The sequence below is a fragment of the Ruania alkalisoli genome (assembly GCF_014960965.1).
GTDB classification, from domain to species: Bacteria; Actinomycetota; Actinomycetes; order Actinomycetales; family Beutenbergiaceae; genus Ruania; species Ruania alkalisoli.
The window spans coordinates 3069884-3089564 of record NZ_CP063169.1 but is presented as its reverse complement, the minus strand read 5'-3'; the positions used below and the strand labels follow the sequence as shown (position 1 = coordinate 3089564).

Here is a 19681-nt window from a genome sequence, read left to right as displayed (position 1 = left end):
TCAGGCGCCCTGCGCGGCCCGGGCGAGCTCGACGTCCAGGGCCTCGGTGCGGATCCGCACGTCGATGTACAGCAGCGCGGTCACCGCCGCCACGAACGGGGTGGTGACGATGAGGGTGACAGCTGCTCCGATGAGACTGGCGATGTTGATCGCTGTCAGGCTGCCGAACAGGCCACCGACTGCCCCGATCGGATAACTGACTGCGGAGGCCACCACGAACACCAGCACCTGAGTGAGCAGGTAGATCCCCAGGATGCGCCAGAACGCCCGCCGCGTCAGCGTGAAGGATCGGCGCAGCGCCGTCAGGATGCCCGCCCGTTCCAGCACCAGGGCCGGGGTGGCGAGCAGGGTGAATGTCAGCAGCACCAACACCCCGACCACGGCGAGCAGCAGCGACAGCAGGCCCACGATCACGATCAGCGCGACCTCCTGGGTGAGCGCTGCCAACGCCACTAGGCCGATCGCCACGCCGAGCACTACGGTGAGCATCAGCCCGATCAGCAGGCTCAGGCCCAGCAGTCGCAGGATCTGCCCGCGCACGGCGGCCCAGACCTCGCCCAGGCTCATCTTGCGGCCGATCACCGACTGGCTGACCGAGTGGATCAGCAGTCCGGTCAGGATCGTGGTGACGAGGAACGAGACCGCCGACGAGATGAGTGAGCCGAGCACACCGTTCTGCATGGTGGAGTAGAGGCTGCTCATGTCGCCGGACATCAGTGCCGAGTCTTCGGGGTTGAGCATCAGCGAGTTGAGATCCTCGTAGAACCCCCAGGTGGCCACCCCCTGGATCGCCACGGAGATCGAGACCAGCACTGCCGTGAGCGCGAACATCACGGCCGGATTGGCGCGGATGGAGCGGATGGCTCCGTCGTAGAGCTCACCGAGCGTGAGCGGCCGGAGCGGGATCACCCCAGGTTGCGGAGCGAACCCGCTGTGGGGATCGAAGCCTCCCTGACCTGCGGGCCCGAACTGCCCGTAGCCACCCGGATTCCCAGAACCTGGGGCTCCCGACGGCGGCCCTCCCGGTGGCATGGGAGGCTGGCCCGCTCCGGGCTGCTGCCCGTACTGCGGTGGCTGCTGCTGGCCATGCTGAGGCGGCTGCTGCTGATACCCGCCCGGGTTGGGTGCTCCCCAGCCCGCACCGGCGTCCGGCGCGCCCCATCCGCCACCCTGGGGTGGCGGCGATCCCGGATACGACATCGCGTTCCTCTCACTGCTTCAGATCCCTACTGCCATCTTCGCACGTGCGCCGGTCCGGGCATCAGCGAACAGGAAGTGTCACGATAGGGGAATGAACGCACGCGTCTTGGTGGTCGACGACGATGCCGCACTCGCGGAGATGATCGGCATCGTCCTGCAGTCGGAGGGGTTCGAGACCGAGTTCTGCTCGAACGGTTCCAAGGCATTGGAGGCCTTTCACTCCGTCCAACCCGATCTTGTCCTGCTCGATCTGATGCTCCCAGGGATGGACGGCATCGAGATCTGCCGCCGGATCCGCATCGAGTCCGGGGTCCCGATCATCATGCTCACGGCGAAGGGGGAGACCACCGACGTCGTCGAGGGCCTCGAGGCGGGAGCCGATGACTACATCACCAAACCCGCCAAACCCACCGAGCTCGTCGCTCGCGTGCGTGCGCGGCTGCGGAACCGGGAGACCGACGGCGCCGAGCGGTTGCTGATCGGTGACCTCGTGGTCGACGTGCCCGGCCACCGGGTCAGCCGCGGTGAGGAGATCATCGGCCTGACGCCGCTGGAGTTCGACCTGCTGGTGGCCCTCGCACGCAAACCCTGGCAGGTCTTCTCCCGGGAGGTGCTGCTGGAGCAGGTGTGGGGCTACCGGCACCAGGCCGATACCCGGCTGGTGAACGTGCACGTGCAGCGGCTGCGGGCGAAGGTCGAACGCGACCCGGAGAACCCGCACGTGGTTGTGACCGTCCGAGGCGTCGGGTACCGGGCGGGCACCCCGGTCCAGTGACCGGTCCGCCACCCGTCGCCCGTGACGGACGCGCCCCGGTGGCACGGCGGTTGCGCCATGCCGGTGCGCGGGCCATGGCCTACACCCGGTTCGGCCGGCGGGCCTGGAGCAGGTCACTGCGCCTGCGCGTGGCCTTCTTCACCGTGGTGGTGGGCACCGTGGCGCTCGCGCTGCTGGCCACGGTGCTCTCGGATCAGGTGCGCGACGGCCTGTTCGAGCAACGCCGGGACCAGGTGCTCGTCGATGCTGCCAACCGGGCCGAACAGGCGCAACGCCGCTTCGACGGTGCCACGGTGAGCACCGCGCAGGACGCCCAGCTGCTCGCCAACGACATGGTGGAGTCCATCCAGGCCACGGCTGCCGACTCCGAGGGTGCGCTGCTCCTGCCCGCCCCGGGGTCCACGACCGGGGCGGCCATCCTCCCCCCGGCCACCGACCAGTCGCTGCGGAGCGTGATCGAGGAGGAACTGCAGGCCGAGATCGCCGACCAGAACTTCCAGCAGTGGCAGTCGATCGCGCTACCGGGCAGCACGGATGAGCAGGTCCCCGGCATCGTCGTCGGATCGCCGGTGACGATCCCGGTGGCAGGGAACTACCAGCTGTTCATGGTCTACTCCCTCTCCGCCCAGCAGGCTCAGCTCGATCTGCTGCAGCGTGTGCTCGCCGTGGGTGCCGTGACCCTCGCCCTGCTGCTGGTGGTGATGACGTGGTACATCACGCGTCGCGTTCTCGACCCGGTGCAGCAGGCCGCCCGGACCGCGGAGCTGCTCGCCGACGGCAACCTCACCGAACGTATGCAGGTGCGCGGCCACGACGAGCTCGCGCGGCTGGGACGTTCCTTCAACGAGATGGCGACCAGCCTGCAGGACCAGATCGAGCGACTCGCGGCACTCTCGCGCATGCAGCAGCGGTTCGTCTCCGACGTCTCCCACGAGCTGCGCACACCGCTGAGCACCGTGCGCATGGCAGCCGAGGTGCTCTATCGCGCTCGCGCTGATCTGCCGCCCATCCAGGCGCGTTCCGCCGAGCTGCTACAGACACAGCTGGACCGGTTCGAGAGCTTGCTGGTGGACCTGCTGGAGATCTCCCGCTTCGACGCCGGTGCTGCGGTGCTGGAGGTGGAGGAGGCTGACCTGCGCACCGTGGTCGAACGGGTGGTCGGCATCACCGAACCGCTGGCCGCCGAACGCGGGTCGCACATCGTGCTGCACATGCCCGACGAGGCATGCACGGCGGATATGGACACCCGGCGGGTCGAGCGGGTGCTGCGCAACCTGCTCGTCAATGCCGTCGAGCATGGTGAGGGCGAACCGATCGAGGTGCGCGTGGGTGTGCACGCCACGGCCGTCGCCGCGGTCGTGCGCGACCATGGGATCGGGATGACCGTCCCCGAGGCCGAGCGCGTCTTCGACCGCTTCTGGCGGGCCGACCCCGCTCGGACGCGCACCCTTGGCGGGACCGGCCTCGGGCTGGCGATCGCCCTGGAAGACGCACGGCTGCACGGTGGCACCCTGGAAGCCTGGGGCAGGCCCGGCGACGGTGCAGCGTTCCGGCTCACAGTGCCACGCCGCGCTGGTCAGGAGGTGGGCACCCCGCCGCTGCCGCTGGGACCCGACCCCGCAGAGGAGCCACCGGTGCGAGAGACAGATCCCGCAGGGCCAGCGGCGCTCCCACCGCTGATGACACCGGCACGAGGGGAGTTGCTCGGTCCGTGGGAGGGCAGCGAGATGCCGGGGCAGGCAGTGGAGGAGGACCGATGAGGCAGGCGCGTGGCACGGGGGAGTACTGGCCGGTTCGTGCAGTGGCTGCCGCGGCGATCGCGGCTCTGCTGGTGCTCTCCGGATGTGCACGCGTGCCCACCTCCGGGCCTGTCGAAGAAGGAGTGGAGGCGGGTATCGACGAGGGGGTCGGGTACGTGGCCGGTGAGGCCCCGAACCCGGGCGACCCACCGGCCAGCATCGTGCGCGGCTTCCACTCGGCGGCCGTGGCCGGCAGCTCCGACGACTACGTGCAGGCGCGTGAGTACCTGACCGATGCCGCGAAGGGGCCCTGGGCGCCGGCAGCGCAGGTACTCATCTACGACGGCTCCGCACCGCTGAGGTTCGCTGAGCCCGAGGAGGGCGTGATCGAGGTGACCGCCACAGTGGCAGCCACCGTGGACGCCGTCGGGGTGTACACGCCGGCTAGCCCCGGCGCCACCAGCACGCTCACCTACGAGCTGGAACAGGACGAGGACGGGGAGTGGCGGATCGACACGCTGCCTGACGGGATCCTCATCTCCGAGGTCAACTTCAGCACGCTCTACCGCCAGACCGCGCTCTACTTCGTCTCCTCCGACCAGACGGCGCTGGTGCCGGACGTGCGCTGGTTCCCACAGCGCAACGCCGCCACGTATGTGATGCGCAGCCTGCTCGCCGGCGTCTCCGAATGGCTCAGCCCTGCCGTCGTCTCCGCGATTCCCGCCGGTACCGCGCTCTCCATCGATTCGGTCACCGTCTCCGGCGGGGTGGCGACAGTACCGCTGACCGCGGAGGTGCGTTCGGCCGGCACCGATGACCGCGGCCTGCTGCTGGCCCAGATCAGCCGGACCCTCACCGCCTTGCCGCAGGTTCAGTCGGCCACTGTGACGGTCGACGGCGTCCCGTTGGACGGCCAGGAGCGCACCGACCTCGTGGTGAACCGGCCCGCCGGGCGAGCACCCCTCGTGCTCACCGACGAGGACGTGCTTGCCACGTTCAACGGCTCAGAGCTGGTGCCCGCTTCCGACGCTGTCGACCTCGGGCAGCTGGCACTGACCGATCCGGCTGTCCCCTACGACGACGGGCCCGTGGTGGCGTTGGCCAGCGGCTCGGTCCTGCTCACCGTGCCCTCGGCCGACCGGGGCGCGGAGCAGCTCTACACCGGACGGGAGCTGCTCGCCCCCTCCTACGGGCCCGGCGGATGGATCTGGACCGGGGAGCAGGACAACCCGGGCGAGCTCGTCGTGGTCCGGCCCGGGGGAGGATCCCTGACGGTGACTGCTGCCACGCTTGAGGACCAGCACGTACGTGCACTGCGCGTCAGTCGTGACGGCGCCCGGCTCGCCGTCGTGGTCGAGGATGAGGGGGCAAGCCAGCTCCTGGTGTTCTCCGTGGTGCGCTCGGCCGACGGCGTCCCCGAGGGGCTCGGGGCCTCACTGGCCCCCGCCCGCGGCATCGAGGAGATCACCGACGTCGTGTGGGTCGATCCGGTCACCGTGGCGGTGCTCGGCACGAGCCGTGAGACCGAGACGGTGCACCTGGTGACGCTCGGCGGTCCCCTCACTCGGTTGCCCAGCGTGGCGGGCACGGTCCGGATCGCCGCCGGTAGCGGTGAACGCGAGCTGTTCCTGACCACCGAGGACGGGATGCTCTACGGCCGGTCGGGGAACGGGTGGGCGCAGGTGGCCTCCGGGGCGCACGACCCCACCTTCGCCGGCTGACCGGATCGACCGGGATACGTCGGCCCGGGGCGTGTGGTGCCCCAGGCCGACGCATACCGGTCGATCGCGTCCGGGGCGCTCGCCGGCTTGCTTGCTGCACCTGTATCCACAGTGAGCGGGTGGACCAGGGCGAGCTGCGCCGTCGTGGGCCACGCTGACCCCATGACGGCGACCGCTACCGTGGCATGGCTCCTCGCCCCCGTGCGCGACCTGCTCGCGCTCGTGCTGCCGCGCAACTGCCCAGGCTGTGACGCACCCGACGTCACCCTGTGCCAGCGCTGCACTTGCCTGCTGAGTGGGCCGCCGCGACGGTGCGAGGAGGGCACGGTGTTCCTCGGAGTCGATGACCTGCTGCCGGCGCTCGGGCTTCCGGTATGGACTCTGGCCGACTACACCGGACCGGTGCGGCGGGTGGTGCTTGCCTGGAAGTCCGGCGGGCGAGCTGATCTGGACCGGCCACTGACGGCACTGATGGCCGGCGCAGCGGCCGGTCTCGCTGCGGATCTGCTTGCCGATCCGGTGCCCGAACACGGTGATCCGGCGTTGGTGGTGGTGCCCGCGCCGTCGGGCTGGCGGCGGCGGTGGCGGCGACGGCTGGTGGCCCTGACCCTTGCCCGGGCGGTGGCAGCATCATTGGCGCAGGAGTCCGCACGGCCGGTATGGGTGGCTGACCTGTTGCGGCGCCGCGGCGGGTCCGGTCATGCGCTCGGTGCACGTGCTCGTCGGCGCACGACCGCAGCGGCCGTGCGGTGCCTGGGGCCGCTTCCGCCGGGCACTGCGTGCCTGCTGGTGGACGACGTCGTCACGACCGGTGCCACCCTTGACGCCGCCCGGGTGAGCCTGCAGCGGGCGGGTGCGAACGTGGTCGGAGCGGTGGTGCTGGCGGCCACTGCGGCGCCCGGTGAGAATGCGTCGGCGCTTCGACTGTCGGATCGGCCCGGTGTGGACTAGCGTCATGTCATGGAGCTCCACCCCGCTACCGAGATCGGCACTTCTCGCCGCCGGAGCCGGGGAAGGGGAGGTGATGCCGTCTAGTACGACGCCGCGTCACCAGCACGCGGCGATTCACACGTCCCGGGGTGAGCAGCCCGCGGGAACGCCAAGAAAGACCTGTGGAGGTTCGTCATGGAGATCGTTGTGGTCAGCCGTCACACCGAGGTGCCGGAACGCTTCCGGCGCCACGTCGAGGAGAAGCTGGCCAAGGTGCCGCAGCTGTCTCCCTACGCTCAGCGCGTCGACGTCGAGGTGTCCCACGAGAACAACCCGCGCCTGGCGGAGCGGGCCGAACGTGTGGAGCTCACCGTCCGGGCCAAGGGTCCGGTGGTGCGGGCGGAGGCGGCAGCGTCGGATAGGTACGGCGCACTCGATCTGGCCACTGCGAAACTTCTCGAGCGATTGCGACGCGCTCGGGACCGGCGCAAGTCCCACCACGGACGGCGCCCCGAAGCAATGCCTGCACCGGACCTGGAGGCGCTCACGGACCTGGAGTCGCTGACTCAGGAATCGACCAACCATGTTCCTGAGGACGAGGATGCCTTCACCCCGCATGCTCCGACGGAGCCCGGGGTGGCGGTCGAGGCCCAGCTGGGCGACTCACCTGTGGTGATCCGCCAGAAGGTGCACGAGACCGCGCCGATGACCGTCGACCAGGCGCTCGCGGAGATGGAGCTCGTGGGGCACCCGTTCTACCTGTTCGTCGATTCCGAGACGATGCAGCCGTGCGTGGTCTACAACCGCCGTGGATGGACCTATGGCGTGATCCGGCTCAACTACGAGGCCACCGAGTTGGCGCACGTGGAGGCCACAGCCTGACGCTCGGCTCTGACGTGCCCGGCGGCGCCGGTCGATCCGCGAGGGTCGGCCGGCGCCGCTGCGTGTCACCGGCAGCATCCTCGCCCGGGGTGAGGATGACGTCGGTCCTGGCCCGATCATCGACGGTGCACTCACCCCGGGTGAGGTTGGTGTCGGTCCTGGCCTGATCATCGACGGTGCACTCACCCCGGGTGAGGTTGGTGTCGGTCCTGGCCTGATCATCGACGGTGCACTCACCCCGGGTGAGGTTGGTGTCGGTCCTGGCCTGATCATCGACGGTGCACTCACCCCGGGTGAGGTTGGTGTCGGTCCTGGCCTGATCATCGACGGTGCACTCACCCCGGGTGAGGTTGGTGTCGGTGCGATCTCCTACTGTGGCGCCCATGCCCCGCACCCTCACCCTCGGCCAGGCGCGCCGCATCGCCGTGGCCGCGCAGTTGCTCGACCGATCCACACCGCGGCCGCCGCTGCCGACGATGGCGCACCTGCAGCGCACCATCGACCGGCTGGGAGTGCTGCAGATCGACTCGGTGAACGTGCTGGCACGTGCCCATCTACTGCCGCTACAGGCGCGTCTGGGCAACTACGACCCCGCCCTGCTGGACCGGGCGATGCGGGGGACGCCCGCCCGACCTCGGCGGCTCGTGGAGTACTGGGCACACGAGGCCTCCTACGTCTCGCCGAACACCTACCAGGCGCTGCGGTGGCGGATGGACTCCCCGCGGATGCGGCGATTGGACGACCGACTGTGGGCTGAACATCCCGAGACCATGACGGTAGTGCTCGACATCGTCGGTTCCGACGGGCCGCTGACGGCGGCGCAGGTGCACGAGCGCCTCGGTCACCGCAGCGGCCCCAAGGTTCATTGGGGCTGGAACTGGACCATCGCGAAAGAGGCGCTGGAGGCACACTTCGCGCGTGGCCGGGTGATGGCTTCCCGCCGCACCTCACAGTTCGAGCGGGCTTATGACCTTCCCGAGCGGGTACTGCCGCCGGCTGTGCTCGCCGCACCTGTTCCGGATCGCCCGACGGCGGTGCGCACCCTGGTGGAGATCGCGGCACGTGCGCACGGGATCGGGACCGCGCGCTGCCTGGCGGACTACTTCCGGGTGCCCGTGGCCGATGCGCAGCGGGCGATCGCCGAGCTCGTGGCTGACGGCGTGCTGGAGGAGGTGAGCGTGCGTGGATGGGAGCGCTCGCTTGTGCTGCACCGTGAGGCCCGGGTTCCGCGCCGCACCCGCGGCCGGGCACTGCTCGCCCCGTTCGACCCGCTCGTCTTCGAACGGCGCCGGCTGCTGGAGTTGTTCGGGATGCACTACCGCATCGGCATCTACACCCCGGCCGCGGAGCGCACTCATGGCTACTACGTGCTGCCGTTCCTGCTGGGAGACCGGCTCGTGTCCCGGGTGGATCTAAAGGCCGACCGCGAGCGTGGCACGCTGCTCGTGCGAACCGCGTTCGCCGAGCCCGAGGCTCCGGGCGAGACGGTCGAGGAGCTCGTGGCCGAACTGCGGGAGATGGCCGGGTGGCTCGGGCTGGACCGGGTGCTGCCGGATTCCGACCTGCGGGGCGATCTTGCAGGGGCGGTCGGGCGGGCGCTCGCGGCGGCGTGAAGGTTCGGTGACGGCACCGGCTGCCTCCACTCAGGCGCTGACCCGCTTGCAGCCCGAATGCCGTGCTGGGCGCGGATATCGACGCTCATGCCGCCCACGTTCCGGCGAGCTCGTGGCTTCAGCGGAAGACGTCGTTGAGGGTGGGGGCGGTGAGGATTCGGTCGGTCCAGGTGTCGAGCTCGTCGAGGCTGGCGTGCTGGATCCGGTCCTGATGGTGTTCGGGGAGGGGGCCGAACTTCTGGGTCAGCAGACGGGTAAGGGTTTCGCCCCGGCCTTCGACCCGACCTTCGACCCGACCTTCTTCCAGGCCTCGTTGGATGTACTGGTCGGCGGTGCTGGTCATGTAAGCCTCCCGTGCGGTCGGTCCGATGCGGGTGAACAACGCTTCGTAGTCTTCTGGTGGTGCTTGGCCGACCAGGAGGACGTATCTCATGATAAGTCCGAGCAGGCCTTCTTCGCCGGAATCATTCACACCAGAACGTCCGACGATCGCAGCCAGGTCCTCGATGAAGGTCTGCAGGTCATCCTTCAGATGAGGATCACTGCTGGCGTTCCTGAGGACCACCAACGTCAGTCGCGCCTCCGGAGTCAACGGCTGCCCACGCAACGCCTCCACGTCGACGGTGGCGAGGTCGTCAAGGAGGAACTCCAACCGGGGCAGGTGCGGTGCCATCGCCTCCGCAGTACCTGGTTCGAGGTCGAGAACGTCAGTCAAGCTGGTTGGTGCCGACCAGGGCCGGTCGGGATGGTTCGGGTTGTGAGCAACCACGACCGGAAGCACGGCCGGCAGCCGGGTGGCGTTCCGGTGTCGGTTGAGGTGGTGACGCCAGATCCGGACCGTGTACTCCAGCAACCGGAACGCCATCAATGGATCTGGACGGGACTGGTGCTCAATCAGCACATACACGTAAGCCTCACGCTCGTCGACGGGGGCGGTGAACAGCACGTCGGCGTGGCGCCACTTCATCCGGGCATCGACGAAACTGCCCGACACCTGGGTCAGCCGGTCGAGGTCGATCCGAGCACTGAGCGCCTCGGGGAGGACCGTGCGCAGCAGCGAAGCCGCGTGCTCAGGTCGCCCGACCACACCACGGAAGACCGCATCGTGGGGGCTCTCTGGCCTGGTCGGCCCGCCGGTACGCGGCTCGTTGGTATGCGGCTCGTTGGCGTGTGGTGGCTCGGTGTGAGGGTGGTGGTCATCGGGCATTCGCTCACCGTAGGTACCCGGGCCGACCGGCCGCTGATCGAGTGCCCGGGGGCTGTGAACAACCAGTCATCACGCCGCCGCCCCGCACCGCGGCCGGATCCAGCGCGCCAGCTGCGGCAAACCCCACTGTCCTGGCCCAACGAGTCAGCCGTGCTCCAGGGGCCAGAGAATCAGGACGAAACCGGAGAAGGGGTCGAAAGATCGGCCCTTGAGGACGGGACCCGGTCGGCGCATTGCCAGGATCGGGCGAACTGGAATACTCGAGCAGGTGATCGAACCGGCTCCGCTGACACCGACCGCCTGTCTGGCCGCGGTGCTGACGCCGACGGCGGCCGACGGTTCGATCGATCGTGAGGTGGCACGGGATTACTTCGCCAGTGTGGTCGAGGACGGGGTCGATGGACTGGCAGTGGCTGTGCACACCGGGCGTGGCGACCGCCTGGGCATCGAGGCACGCTCGGAGCTCATCTCGTGCGCTCGCGATGTCAGCGGCCAGGTGGTCACGGCGGTGTGGCCGGGTGACGACCCGGCGTGGCCCCATGAGGCTGCGCGCGCTGGGGCGACCGCACTCCTGATCGCGCCCGAGCACACGCTCGACCCCGGGAACGAGGTGCGGCGGCTCGACGAGATCGCGCAGTCGAGTGGGTTGCCGTTGATCGGCTTCGACCTCTACCTGCATCCCTACGACGATTCGACGCGCGCGGCCGTACTGGCCCACCCGGCTGTGCGTGCGTTCAAACCCGCGCGGATGCACGACGCGATCGCCTGCCAGAGCGGGATCCGCGCAGCGCAGCGACAGGGTGTGCCGGTGCTGACCGGTGAGGACAGGATGTTCGTGCCGTCCTTGCTCTGGGGTGCTACCGGCGCGCTCGTCGGCCTGGGCGCTGCGGCGACGAGTGTCACCGTGCGCGCACTGCGGGCGTTCCGCACGGGGGAGGGGCTCGTGGGCACCTCCCGCGCACTCGATGCGCTCGCCGAGGCGACTTTCTGCGACCCATTCGACGGGTATGTCCAGCGCATGGCGTGGATCGCTGCTGCCGAAGGCCGCATCCCGGCCGAGTTCGCGCATGATCTTTCGCGTCCGGATGAACTCAGCGATAGCGAGCGGGACCAGGTGGTGCACGTCGCCGCGTGTGCGGTGCGCGGGGTCTGACCCTGCGCTGACCCTGCGCTGACACCGAGCGGTCGTTGACACGGCTCCATAGGATCCGCTAATTTCGGTCCGGACCGTTAAACCCAGACTCGGCGTGATGCGGTCGCACCGCAGTCGATGACGACGAAGGAGTGCAGTATGAGAATCCGCCCATCCACCACGATCGCGTTGGCAGCCTCGGCCGCCATGCTGATCGGGGCCGCCGCGCCGGCAACGGCGAACTCCGGGCCACCGCCTGCGGTGAGCACCGAGGTCGCAGCCAGCGATCCGGTCACTCACCTCGGGGAGGCCGTCCGCAAGACCCAGGTGCTCGCCTCAGCCACCGATATGGGTCCCGACGGCGTCCCCTACGGCTACTACGTCGTCTCCGGAAACCAGAACGTCACGGCGGAGTTCGCCGTCGTCGATCTGCGTACGGAGGAAACCGTGATGCGCACCCGCCTGCCCTATGGTGCGAGCAGCCAGCGGGCTCTCGACGTGTCTCCGGTCGATGGCACGGTCTACTTCGGCACGTCCGACGTCGGCCATGTCTACCGCTATGTGCCGGGCGCTGATGATGTCGAGCACCTGGCCGAACTGCCCACCGGGGTCCGGGCGTGGGGGCTGGCGGTCGATGAGGACGGCGTGCCGTGGATCGGCGGGTACCCGACCGGAGCCCTGTACTCCGTCGATCCGGATTCGGGAGTGCTCACCAACCACGGTCAGGCGATCGCGGGTGAGCAGTACATCAACTCGATCGCCCCGGTCGGTGACACTATCTACGTCGGCACGAACGCCAACGCCAAGCTGGCCGAGTTCGACCGGACTACCGGTACGTTCACCGAGATCGCCATGCCTGCCGGGCACAGCGGGAACAACATCACCGCTCTCGACGTACGGGGCGATCTGATGTTCGTCAGCACCACCAGCATGTACGTGCGCAACCTCGTCACCGGCGAGTGGGTCGATGAGATCACCGACGCCAATGCCCGGGTCTCACCGGTCTCACCGACGGATCCGGACGCCGTCTACCTGCGCCAGGGGCGCGAGGTGAAGCGCTACGACCTCGCCACCGGGGAGATCACCGGAACGGGCAAGTTCCCGAACGCCACGCCTGAGTCCTGGGGGTGGATGGATGTCGACGGAACCGGTCCCTACCTGACGCTCACTTACTGGCGTGACGGCCGCACCTACGGCTGGAACCTGGCCACCGGGGCGGGCTTCTACCTCGTCCCCGACGTCGAAGGCGCAGGTGCACCACTGATCAGCCTCGGCGCCGGGCCCCTGGGCAACATCTACGCCGGAGCCTTCCTCAGCCCGCCCGGATCGGGCAAGTACGACCCCGACGGCGAGGGCATCGCGCTGCTTAACGGCACCAGCCAGGTCGAGGGCTGGGGCACGTTCGACGGCAACGTCATCTTTGGCCGCTACCCGCAGGGCTCGGTCTACCTGTACGACCCGGAGCTGCCCTGGAACTACGGCAGCAACCCCGACACTCCGCCGCTGGAGCTCGGCAACGGAGTGAGTCGCCCGCAGTCCCTCATCGAGCTGACCGCCGTCCCGGACACCGTGGCCGTGGCTTCCGTGCCAAAGCCCGGGGAGCACGGCGGGGCGATCACCTTGTGGCAGCCCTACGCGGGCACCCACACCGTGTACCGGGACGTGGTGCCCGACCAGACCCCGGTCGGCTTCGTCCAGCACGAGGGAATCCTCATCGGCGGTACCTCTATCGAAGGCGGGTACGGCATCGACCCGGTCACCGATGAGGCCGTGGTGTTCGCCTGGGACCCAGTGAGCACGGAGACAATGTGGACCGCCACGCCGATCCCGGGGGCTGAGACGCTGGCTGGCTTCGCCATCGACGCCGACGGCCACCTCTGGGGCGTCGCGGACAGCCGGACCGTCTTCGAGTTCGATCTGCAGACCCAGTCGCTCCTGCGCACGGTCACGATCGATTCCGACGCCCCGATCGACCGCTTCGGCGACAACGACCGGCTGCTCTTCGATCACGGCCGGTTGTTCGGATCGGTGGCCGACCGGCTGTTCGTTCTCGACCAGGTCACCGGCGAGGTCACCAGTCTCTATGGGGCCGAGAGTGGCCGCAGCGACGGCGTCACGCAGGTACACGAGCTGGCTCAGGATCGCTACGGCGATCTGTACGTCATCAGCCAGGGCACTCGCCTCGCCCGCTACGACCTGCCTGAGGACGTGACAGCCCCCGAGGTCACGGTCGACGCGCGTGGAGCGGCCGTGTGGCTCACTGCGACCGACGACCAGGACGATGCGCCTCGTATCGACTACCGAGTCGACAACGGCGACTGGCAGTCCTACGACGGAGAGGATCCGATCGTGGTGGTCCCCGGCGCGGAGCTGGAGTACCGGGCCATCGACGACGCGTGGAACTCCTCGGAGGTGGGATACCACTCGTTCTGGTGAGGACAGCGCTCGCGGTGCCCGGCAGGGCGACGGAACTCGTCGCCCTGCCGGGCGCTGCTGTCCGGCCCCGCAGTCGGCGGGGTACCGCGGGCGACGGCGGCGCGTATGGCACGATGAACGGCACCTGCAACAGTCGCAGAACGGGGGACACATGACACCGGTCGTGGGCGTCGTCGGCCCGGCCGATCTCGCACCAGCCGTGGCCGAGTCGGTCAGTGAGATGTCGGGACTCGATGCCGTCACGCTCCCGTACGCCCACGAGTCCGAGACGTCCGACATCGTGCGCGAGAACGCCTCGTCGGTCGATGCCTGGCTGTTCACCGGCATCGTCCCCTACACACTCGCCAAGGGATCGACGAGCCGGCCGGCCGCGTTCGTCGACTACACCCGGGAGACGGTGCTGCGATCGTGGGTGCGCCTGGCCCGGGAAGGGCGCGATATCGCCCGTACCTCCATCGATACGGTGGGCATTCCAGAGCTGCGGGAGATCGCGGATGCGGTGGGCTTGCCCCCGGACCGGCCGCGATCCCTCCCGCACCGGGTGGACCAGCGGGTCTCGCAGTTGATCGATTTCCATCGCTCCAACCCGGATGACTCCTGGACGGCCATCACCTGTGTCTCCAGCGTGTACGAGGCACTCCGTGAGGAGATCTCCATCATCCGGCTGGTGCCGTCGGAGAACGCGATCCGGACGGCGATCAGCCGGTTGACGTTGACGATCAACAGCCAGGTGAGCGAGGACTCACAAGTGGCGGTGGGGCTGCTGGCCGCTGACGACATGACCCGGGCGGCTCCGTTCCTCAGGGCACAGGCCACGGCACTCGCGGGCACGGTGGCCATGGCTGAGACGGGGGAGATGCTCCTGGTCACCACACGTGGCGCCCTGGCGATCGCCTCCTACCAATTCTCCCAGCCACCGCTGCTACGGCGGCTGTCGGAGGCCGGCATCAGTGCCAACGCCGGGTTCGGCGTGGGACGCACGGCGCTGGAGGCCGAACAGCTGGCGCGCCGGGCACTCAACCGCGCCCGAGCACATCCGGGTCCGACGGCGGTGGTCTCGTTCCGCAACGATGTGGACCTCGCTCTTGGTGCCGGTTCCGAGAACAGTGAGGCGCCCGCGGAGCAGGAGGCTCCGGCACTGGGCACCATCGCGACCCGGGTGGGCGTGGCGCTGCAGACCTTGACGCGTCTGCGCGAGCTGGCTCACAGCCATCCGGACGAGCCGCTGACCTCCCGAGTGGTTGCCGAGGCGCTCGACGTGCAGCTGCGGACCGCACGGCGGATGCTGCAGCGGCTGGAACGCGGAGGGTATGCCGAACGGGTGGGAAACGAGGCACGAGAGTCCAGCGGGAGGCCGCTTACGCAGTACCTGCTGCATCTGTAGTCCACGAGTTCCGGAGACCATGGATCCGGTGCGTGCATGGAAGCGCCCGGTGAATCGACGATGAGGGAGATGCGATGAAGCGCGCCATCATGCTGATGTTCGACAGCCTGAACCGGCACATGCTGCCGCCCTACGATCCGCAGACGTGGGTACAGGCGCCGAACTTCGCGCGGCTGGCCCGGCGTGCTACCCGGTTCGAGAAGTTCTACGCGGGATCGCTTCCCTGTATCCCCGCTCGGCGTGAGCTGCACACCGGCCGGTACAACTTCCTGCATCGCAGCTGGGGGCCGTTGGAGCCGTTCGACGAGTCGATGCCGCAGATCCTCCGGGACGCGGGCGTGCACAGCCACCTCGTCTCCGATCATCCCCACTACTGGGAGGACGGCGGAGCGACCTATCACACGCGTTACACCACCTGGGACTTCCATCGCGGGCAGGAGGGTGACCCGTGGAAGGCGGTCGTGCAGTCCGGACCGCGCGGTGCTGGCGGGCATGAGCGGGCCAGGGTGCAGGACCGGATCAACCGCACCTACATGCCCACCGAGGCCGAACATGTGCAGACGAGGACGGTCGACGCGGGGCTGGAGTTCCTCGAGGCGAATCACGCAGCGGACGAGTGGCTGCTCCAGCTGGAACTGTTCGATCCGCACGAACCGTTCTTCACTCACCAGCAGTACAAGGACCTGTACCCAGCGGATCATGACGGCTCGGCGTCGCCGGAGGCGGGGACCGACTGGCCGGAGTACCGGAAGGTCACCGAGCCGGCGGACCAGCTCGAGCACGTCCGCCGCGAGTATGCCGCCTTGGTCTCCATGTGCGACCGCTCGCTGGGCCGGGTCCTCGATGCGATGGATGAGTATGACCTCTGGGAGGACACGATGCTCATCGTCAACACCGACCACGGGTTCCTGCTCGGTGAGCACGGCTGGTGGGCCAAGACCGTGATGCCCTGGTTCGAGGAGCTCGTCCACCTGCCGTTCTTCCTATGGGACCCGCGCTCACCTGGGGGATCGCCGCCCCCGACGGCGGTGGCTCAGACCATCGACATCGCCCCCACATTGCTGCGCTACTTCGGGCTGACGCCACCGGAGAGCATGCAGGGCAAGGATCTGGGACTGACCAGTGCAGTGGGCGAGGCTGGTGCAGTGGGCGAGGCTGGTGCGGATGGCGGTGCCGTTCGAGCCGCTGACGCGGGTGCCGGCACCCTCGCCGAACGCGAGGGTGGTCTGTTCGGCATCCACGGCGGACACGTGAACGTCACCGACGGCAGGTACGTGTATATGCGCTCGGCTGCGACGCCGTCGAACGCCCCGCTGGAGCAGTTCACCCTGATGCCCACGCACATGCACGAACGGTTCCCCGCGAGCGAGCTGGCCGCGTGGGAACCCGCGGAGCCGTTCGCGTTCACCCAGGGGCTGCGGACGATGCGCATGGAGACGCCGACCCGGTGGATGAACCCGTGGCCGCACGGGACGTTGCTCTTCGACGTGGAGCGCGATCCGCAGCAGCGCGAGCCACTCCTCGACGACGAGGTGGAGTTGCGCATGCTGGATCTGCTGGTGCGGCTGATGCGTGAGAACGATGCGCCGGCGAGTCAGTTCGCCCGGTTGGGGTTGCCGGCCGAGGGGCCCGTGGGAACCGAGCACCTCATGATCGGCCGCGACGCCGAACGCGCCGCCGCCACCGCGCAACCACTGCCCGATCTGAACGGGCATCCGGCTCGCGCCGACCTGGACCGCCCGGTCGCGGAGATGCTGGCCGAGCCACACACGCGCGACACGCTTGCCGCACATGCGCCCGGCCTGGCACAGACCGAGCTGCTGACGGTCTCACCGGTCACCACACTGATGGACCTGGCTGCCTCAGGCACGCTCCCGGCGGCCGCACTCATAGCGATCGCTGACGATCTGGCCGCGCTGGCCCCGTTGCGATGACCGACGCCGAAGGAAGGAGCGCCGTGACCGAACGTCCCAACGTCTGGTTCGTGATGACCGACCAGCAGCGGTGGGACTCGATGGGCTACGCCGGTAACACCGTCGTCGAGACTCCTAATCTCGACCAGCTCGCCTCCGAAGGGAGTTGGTTCGAGCATGCCTACAGTGCGACCCCCTCGTGCATCCCGGCACGAGCGAGCCTGATGACCGGACAGGACCCCTGGCATACGGGGATCCTCGGCATGGGGGAGGGGCAGGGTCCGGCGCAGTGCCTCGAGAACACGTTGCCCGAGTCGCTGGCACGGGCCGGCTATCACACGCAGGCGGTGGGCAAGCTGCATGTGCACCCGCAGCGCGACCTCATCGGCTTCCATCACACCGTGCTGGACGAGTGCGGGCGGCGCGAGCACCCGGACACGCTGTCGGACTACGACCGTTGGCTGCAGCGTGAGGTGCCCGATGCGAGTGCGGACTCACACGGCGTCGGCTGGAACTCGCTGCACAGCCGGGCGTGGCACCTGGCCGAGCGTCAGCATCCGACCTACTGGACGGCGACGGAGTCGATCGATTTCCTGCGGCGGCGGGACCCGTCGAAGCCGTTCTTCCTGATGACGTCTTTCGCCCGGCCGCACTCACCGTACGACCCGCCGGAGCCGCTGCTGAACCAGTACCTGGATGCTGATCTGCCCGAGCCCTGGATCGGGGACTGGGCAGCAGCCCATGCCGTGACCAGCTGGGCACCGGATGCGTGGCGGGGAGTGCGCAGCGCCGAGCAGGTGCGCCGCAGCCGCGCCGGCTACTACGGCACGATCACCCACATCGACCAGCAGATCGGGCGAATCCGGTTCAATCTCGCTCGCCAGGGACTCCTGGAAAACACCATCATTGTGTTCACCTCCGACCACGGTGACATGCAGGGCGACCACCATCTGTGGCGCAAGACCTACGCCTATGAGGGGTCGGCCCACATTCCGTTGTTCGTCGTGCTGCCGCAGGCGATCCGGGAACAGTTCGGTATCGAGCCCGGGACGCGGAGCGAGGCGCCCGTCTGCCTCCAGGACGTGATGCCGACGATCCTCGAGGCCTGCGGGATCGAGGTTCCCGAGAGTGTCGATGGCCGCAGCGTGCTGCCGGTGCTTGCTGATCCTGGTGCCCCGTGGCGGGAGGCGGTCCACGGTGAGCACTCCACCTGTTACGACGCCAGCCAGGAAATGCAGTACCTCACCGACGGCAAGCAGAAGTACATCTGGTTTGCCCAGGACGGCGCCGAGCGGCTGTTCGACCTGGTCAATGACCCGCACGAGGAGAGGGACCTCGCCGCAGACCAGGCGCATACGGACGCACTCGAGCATTGGCGCCGCAGGCTCGTGGAGATCTTCGAAGCACGCGACTGCGGCTGGACCGAGAACGGACGGATGATCCCGCGCGGGGACGGCCCGCCACTGGTCTCACCCCACTACGCCCAGCGCCTCGCCCGGCACGGGGTCTGACTCGGCGGCTGGGTGCCGGTGGTCATTTCCTCACCCTGTCTAACCCTGTCGGCCACGAACTCATCGAGGTCGAACGGCTCCGCCTCGCCGCTCTGCTCTCCGCTGATCAGGGCCGAGCGGAGTGCTCCCAGCTGGGTCTTCCCGTCCTCCAGGAGTCGCTTGGTGACCATTGTCGAACGGTACCAAGAGCGTTGCTTGAGGACTGTCAGATCGTCGCCTGCGGATAACGGCAGCGTCCATGAGTGATGCCGCCTACGGTATCGACATGACCGAGCGACATGAGGGGACCAGCCCCCATGATGGGCTCTTCCGCGGAGTGGTGGGCGTGCCGGTGAATGCTGCCTCGGTGCTGGCGTCGGTGCTTCCTGCGGGCGTGAGCGATCGTCTGGACCTGGGAAGTCTGCGGGCCTCGCCGGCAAGCTTCGTGGACCCCGATTTGCGGTGGTGTCACAGTGATCTGCTATTCACGGCCGACGTGGACGGGCGCAACGGATACGTGTACGTCGTCATCGAGCACCAATCCAGCGCGGATGCGTTGATGCCCCTGCGGATGCTGGAGTACACCACCCGAATCTGGCGCCAGCATCTCTCCGGGCTGGAGGGGCCGCCGCGACTACCTCCGGTGTTGCCGGTGGTGATCTACCATCACGCGTCGCGACGGTGGTCGGCGCCCACGAGCCTCGACGGCCTGTATGACGTCGATGCTGAGATCGGGCAGGCGTTGGAGCGGTTTCTGCCGCGGTATGAGTTTCTGCTGCAGGATCTGACGCAGGTTGACGCTGCGGCGCTCAGGGGCGCGCCGTTGACCCCGGAGGCCCGAGTGACGTTGGCGATGCTCACGTTCGCACCCGGAAACACCAACCTCGTCCGGGTGCTCGCCCGGTTCGCTGCTGACCTGCAGGTGCTGGTGCGCCGAGACCGCGTGGACGGGACCTTTGGACGTATCATTGACTACGTGGGCCGGGTGAGTGAGACCCCACCAGCGGCGTTGCGGCAGTTCTTTCGTCAGCTCGGGCCCGATGCACAGGAGGCATACATGGCAACCACACTGGAGCAGGGAATCGCCCTTGGCCGAGCGGAAGGGCAAGCCGCGACCTTGGCCCGCCTGCTGACCCAGAAATTCGGCCCGCTCACCACGGAGCAGACGGCCCGCATTCAAGGGGCGTCGATCGATCAGCTCGAGACCTGGACCGACCGGATCCTGACCGCGGACACCATCGAAGCCGTCCTGCGCTGAA

At 68.5% G+C, this 19681-nt stretch carries 15 protein-coding genes; 12 read left to right on the top strand and 3 right to left on the bottom strand.

The features are described 5' to 3' along the window. Positions 1–1200: a DUF7847 domain-containing protein gene (locus tag IM660_RS13775; protein WP_193496318.1), complete on the bottom strand. Its 1200-nt coding sequence runs from the start codon at positions 1198–1200 to the stop codon at positions 1–3. Positions 1201–1291: 91 nt separating this feature from the next. Between IM660_RS13775 and mtrA the strand changes: the two genes are divergently transcribed. From mtrA to IM660_RS13745, 6 genes are all read left to right on the top strand, one after another. Beyond that, positions 1292–1975, top strand: coding sequence for an MtrAB system response regulator MtrA (gene mtrA, locus IM660_RS13770; protein ID WP_193496316.1), 684 nt, complete (start codon positions 1292–1294; stop codon positions 1973–1975). Further along, entirely contained in the window at positions 1972–3735 is a 1764-nt protein-coding gene (gene mtrB, locus IM660_RS13765) for an MtrAB system histidine kinase MtrB (protein WP_246464950.1), read from the top strand. The genes mtrA and mtrB overlap by 4 nt, the downstream gene beginning before the upstream one ends. Further along, complete coding sequence (locus IM660_RS13760) at positions 3732–5435, top strand: LpqB family beta-propeller domain-containing protein (protein ID WP_193496314.1); 1704 nt, start codon at positions 3732–3734, stop codon at positions 5433–5435. Before mtrB ends, IM660_RS13760 begins: the two co-directional genes overlap by 4 nt. A 162-nt stretch (positions 5436–5597) precedes the next feature. Beyond that, a complete protein-coding gene (locus tag IM660_RS13755; RefSeq protein ID WP_193496312.1) occupies positions 5598–6386 on the top strand; it encodes a ComF family protein in 789 nt (262 codons plus the stop codon). Between the two features lie 174 nt (positions 6387–6560). Then, positions 6561–7247, top strand: coding sequence for a ribosome hibernation-promoting factor, HPF/YfiA family (hpf, locus tag IM660_RS13750; protein WP_193496310.1), 687 nt, complete (start codon positions 6561–6563; stop codon positions 7245–7247). A gap of 383 nt (positions 7248–7630) precedes the next feature. Next, the gene (locus IM660_RS13745) at positions 7631–8860 is read left to right on the top strand and encodes a winged helix-turn-helix domain-containing protein (RefSeq protein ID WP_193496308.1); all 1230 of its coding nucleotides are present in this window, start codon (positions 7631–7633) and stop codon (positions 8858–8860) included. A 118-nt stretch (positions 8861–8978) separates the two neighbouring features. On the opposite strand, the gene IM660_RS13740 is transcribed toward IM660_RS13745, so the two are convergent. Further along, a complete protein-coding gene (locus tag IM660_RS13740; RefSeq protein WP_193496306.1) occupies positions 8979–10067 on the bottom strand; it encodes an Rpn family recombination-promoting nuclease/putative transposase in 1089 nt (362 codons plus the stop codon). A gap of 268 nt (positions 10068–10335) precedes the next feature. Between IM660_RS13740 and IM660_RS13735 the strand changes: the two genes are divergently transcribed. The 5 genes from IM660_RS13735 (at position 10336) to IM660_RS13715 (ending at position 18443) form a co-directional block, all read left to right on the top strand. After that, positions 10336–11220 carry a dihydrodipicolinate synthase family protein gene (locus IM660_RS13735; protein ID WP_193496304.1) on the top strand — a complete coding sequence of 295 codons (885 nt, stop codon included), beginning with the start codon at positions 10336–10338 and terminating at the stop codon, positions 11218–11220. A gap of 138 nt (positions 11221–11358) precedes the next feature. Next, positions 11359–13635 carry a PQQ-like beta-propeller repeat protein gene (locus IM660_RS13730; RefSeq protein ID WP_193496303.1) on the top strand — a complete coding sequence of 759 codons (2277 nt, stop codon included), beginning with the start codon at positions 11359–11361 and terminating at the stop codon, positions 13633–13635. 151 nt (positions 13636–13786) lie between these two features. Next, a complete protein-coding gene (locus tag IM660_RS13725) occupies positions 13787–15019 on the top strand; it encodes a hypothetical protein (protein WP_193496301.1) in 1233 nt (410 codons plus the stop codon). 74 nt (positions 15020–15093) lie between these two features. Next, positions 15094–16953 carry a sulfatase gene (locus IM660_RS13720; RefSeq protein ID WP_193496299.1) on the top strand — a complete coding sequence of 620 codons (1860 nt, stop codon included), beginning with the start codon at positions 15094–15096 and terminating at the stop codon, positions 16951–16953. A gap of 23 nt (positions 16954–16976) precedes the next feature. After that, positions 16977–18443: an arylsulfatase gene (locus tag IM660_RS13715; protein WP_210768985.1), complete on the top strand. Its 1467-nt coding sequence runs from the start codon at positions 16977–16979 to the stop codon at positions 18441–18443. Here IM660_RS13715 and IM660_RS13710 read toward each other — a convergent pair. Then, complete coding sequence (locus IM660_RS13710) at positions 18410–18613, bottom strand: type II toxin-antitoxin system ParD family antitoxin (RefSeq protein ID WP_193496295.1); 204 nt, start codon at positions 18611–18613, stop codon at positions 18410–18412. The genes IM660_RS13715 and IM660_RS13710 overlap by 34 nt on opposite strands. 95 nt (positions 18614–18708) lie before the next feature. Between IM660_RS13710 and IM660_RS13705 the strand changes: the two genes are divergently transcribed. After that, positions 18709–19680: an Rpn family recombination-promoting nuclease/putative transposase gene (locus IM660_RS13705; protein ID WP_193496293.1), complete on the top strand. Its 972-nt coding sequence runs from the start codon at positions 18709–18711 to the stop codon at positions 19678–19680. Position 19681 lies beyond the last annotated feature (1 nt).